The sequence below is a fragment of the Nostoc sp. UHCC 0251 genome, assembly GCF_034932245.1.
GTDB lineage: Bacteria > Cyanobacteriota > Cyanobacteriia > Cyanobacteriales > Nostocaceae > Nostoc.
Map to the genome: position 1 here is coordinate 1 of NZ_JAYGHD010000228.1, position 3,293 is coordinate 3,293.

At 41.9% G+C, this 3,293-nt stretch carries 2 protein-coding genes; both read left to right on the top strand.

Translation table 11 applies throughout. The features are described from left to right. Nucleotides 1–158 precede the first annotated feature (158 nt). Entirely contained in the window at nt 159–536 is a 378-nt protein-coding gene (locus tag VB740_RS17660) for a hypothetical protein (protein WP_323201264.1), read from the top strand. A gap of 30 nt (nt 537–566) precedes the next feature. Then, nucleotides 567–3,089, top strand: coding sequence for a caspase, EACC1-associated type (locus VB740_RS17665; RefSeq protein WP_323201265.1), 2,523 nt, complete (start codon nt 567–569; stop codon nt 3,087–3,089). Nucleotides 3,090–3,293: the final 204 nt, after the last annotated feature.

Consider the following 3,293-nt stretch of genomic DNA (forward strand, 5'->3'; position numbering starts at 1 on the left):
TCTTTCCTCCCTCACGGGAATATCCCTGACTTTCCTACCTGGGCAGTTACAAAATCTTGAAGAAGTTTCAGAAAATTTACATAGCGGATATGATGTCAATAGAGAAATCACGGAAATATAGTTGACAGTCAACTGCTTAAAACCGCAAAGGGTAAAAAATGAGTTCTGAATCTAACATCAAGTTAACGATCGCTCTTGCTAATCAAGATTTAGATGCAGAGGAGCAAGAACGAGAAGCGCGGAATTTGCTGCGAGAAATCAAAGACTTAGATGTAGAAAGTGCTGAACTTGTAGCAGCTACAGAAATACCTGAAGGAGCCAAGTCTGTTGGCGGTTTTTTAGTGGGTGTGTTGCAGGCAGAGGTGAGCCTTGCCAATTTTAAGAAATTACTGGGATTTTTAGGCGATCGCTTGGGCAACAAAACCATTGAACTGGAAGTTGAGGCTAACGGTAAGAAGCTCAAGGTGAAAGCTAGCAGTCAGGAAGAGTTAAACGCCGCCATCGAACAAGCTCAAAAGTTTATCGCAGGCAACTAAGAAATTCCACGATCAAGGAAGAATAGCGAGATGGCGAAATTAGCACTTTTAATTGCAGTCAGTGAATATGAACCTGGTTTTATCCCATTGTTGGCAACAGGAAAAGATGTTGAAGCAATGCAGAGAGTTTTACAGAACCCAGAAATTGGTGGTTTTGATGATGTAAAAGTACTGATAAATCCTCAACAACATGAGATGGCGGTAGCCATTGAAACTTTGTTTGATGGTCGTCAAAAAGATGATCTCTTGCTGCTGTTTTTCTCTGGACATGGCATTAAAGATGAGAGAGGTAAGCTTTACTTTGCAGCTCGCAACACTCGCAAAACTGACAAAGGAGTACCAGTTAGGGCAACAACAGTACCGGCTAGCTTTGTGCACGAAGTCATGAGCAATAGCCGCTCTAAACGCGAGGTAGTGATTCTCGATTGTTGCTTGAGTGGTGCATTTGCTGAAGGTATGGCAGCGAAAGATGAAGGTTTTGTGGATGTCAAGAACCAATTGGGTGGAGAAGGGCGGGCTGTTCTCACATCTTCGACCTCAACCCAACTTTCCTTTATAGAGCAAGGAGCAGATACCTCAACTTACACCCGCTACATAGTTGAAGGGCTGGAGACTGGTGCAGCAGATCGAGATGAAGATGGTTGGATTTCTGTTGATGAATTGCATGAGTATGCCAAAAGTAAGGTTCAAGAAGCTGCCCCTGCAATGAAACCAGAAATATATGCTGTCAAGGAAGGTTATAAAATCAACCTTGCCAAAGCACCTATTGACGATCCTGAACTCAAATATCGTCGAGAAGTTGATTATTGGGTAGAAAGTGGTAACGATGAAATTTCTGTTGCTGGTCGTGCTGCTTTGGAAGGTTTACAAGAAAGGCTGGAACTATCACCTGAACAGGCTGCTGCAATTGAAACTCTGGTTTTAGCACCTATCGAAGACAAAAAGAAAAAATTGCAGCGATACGGGCTAGCATTTCGCGACGAAATTAGACAGGGGTTTCCTCTTAGCGAGAGAACTGCGGCGGATTTGAAACGTCTTCAACAAGCGTTGGGACTTAGAGATGAAGATATAGCTCTAATTGAAGCTCCGATAATTGCGGAACAGCCACTGATCGCACCTCCAGTAGTTTTTCTATCTTCACGTCTCCAAAATAGCAATTTTCTACAATATGTGGGAACCAGCATCACTGGAGTATTTCTTGGCGGTATTTTAGTCTACTTTTTACTGCCCAGAACCCGAAATACGCCTCAAACGAGAGTTGAGACTCAAATAGACTTATGTGCTAAAGATACGTATAGTTTGAATGACAGAATTAGCTTGGGTGAAGAAATTTTATTAAAACAAGATACAAACTCAGATAAAGAAGCTGGAGTTCAAGCATTTTTAGAGAGTAAGTGTCAGCTTGCTATTGATAAGCTAAATTTATATCGCAAAGCTAACAGCACAGACCCAGAAGCATTGATTTACTTGAATAATGCTAAGGCTCGTCAGAAAGGAGATCGCCTCAAAATTGCTGTGAGTGTACCTATTGGGACAAATCCAAATGTAGCAAAAGAGATGCTACGCGGTGTGGCTCAAGCTCAAGATGAGGTGAATAGCAGTGGCGGTATCAATGGTAAAGTTTTAGAGGTGGCGATCGCTAATGATGATAACGATCCAAGTGAAGCTGTACAACTTGCCACTCGGTTTGGCAAAGATACCAACATCTTAGCTGTCGTGGGACATAATTCTAGTAATGCTTCTCTCTCAGCAGCCTCAGTCTATCAAAAAGACGGGTTAGTGATGATCTCTCCCACCAGTTATGCCCAAAACCTTGACAGGGTTGGCAATTATATCTTCCGCACTGCTCCTAGTGTTAAATCCATAGCAGATAGCGTCTCTAATTACGCCATTAAAATAGCGGGTAAAACCAATTTTCTTATCTGTGTTGATTACCAAGGGATAGATAATCAGTCGTTTAACGATGAGTTTGTTAAAGCGATAAAAGCTGCTGGCGGTCAGATTAATTCTACAGAGTGCGATATTTCTGCCCGTGACTTTAACCCTAGTGTTGTCATTTCTCAAGCTGTACGTAGCGGTGCTAATGCCCTAGTGTTAGGTCTTTATATAGACAAAATAAAGCAAGGTCTAGCGGTGGCACAATCTAATCAAGGGCAGTTGACTGTATTTGGTAGTCCTACACTTTTCACTAACGAAACCTTAAAGGAGGGCAGAGGTATCAACGGACTGATAATCTCTGCACCTTGGTATCCCGCAGCATTTCCTAATAACATCTTTCCGCAAAAAGCCCAAAAGCTTTGGGGTGCAACTGTGAATTGGCGAACAGCTACGGCTTATGATGCAACCTTGGCGATCATCGCAGGTTTACAACGAACCAACAGACGCGATGAATTACAAAATGTGTTGCATAGTCCGGGTTTTTCAGTCGATGGTGCAACGGGAAAGATTCAGTTTTTACCATCAGGCGATCGCATAAACAATAAAATATTCTTAGTCAAAGTTCAACAAATACCTGGCACTGATAAATATGAATTTGTGCCGATTCAACCTTAGTTTTGAAGCTTTATTTAATAGCGATTGCACTTGTTTATTGTAACGTTTTAAAATAGCGATCGCACCCAGTTTTTCACTTATAGCAACTCGATAAACCCATCAACACTCAGGCCAACCTGTCTAATAATTGCTCGTAAAGTTCCTTTATCTAATGGGAGCATCCACTTTTGGAAGAAACACCTAATCAGACAGCAAGTAAACCAT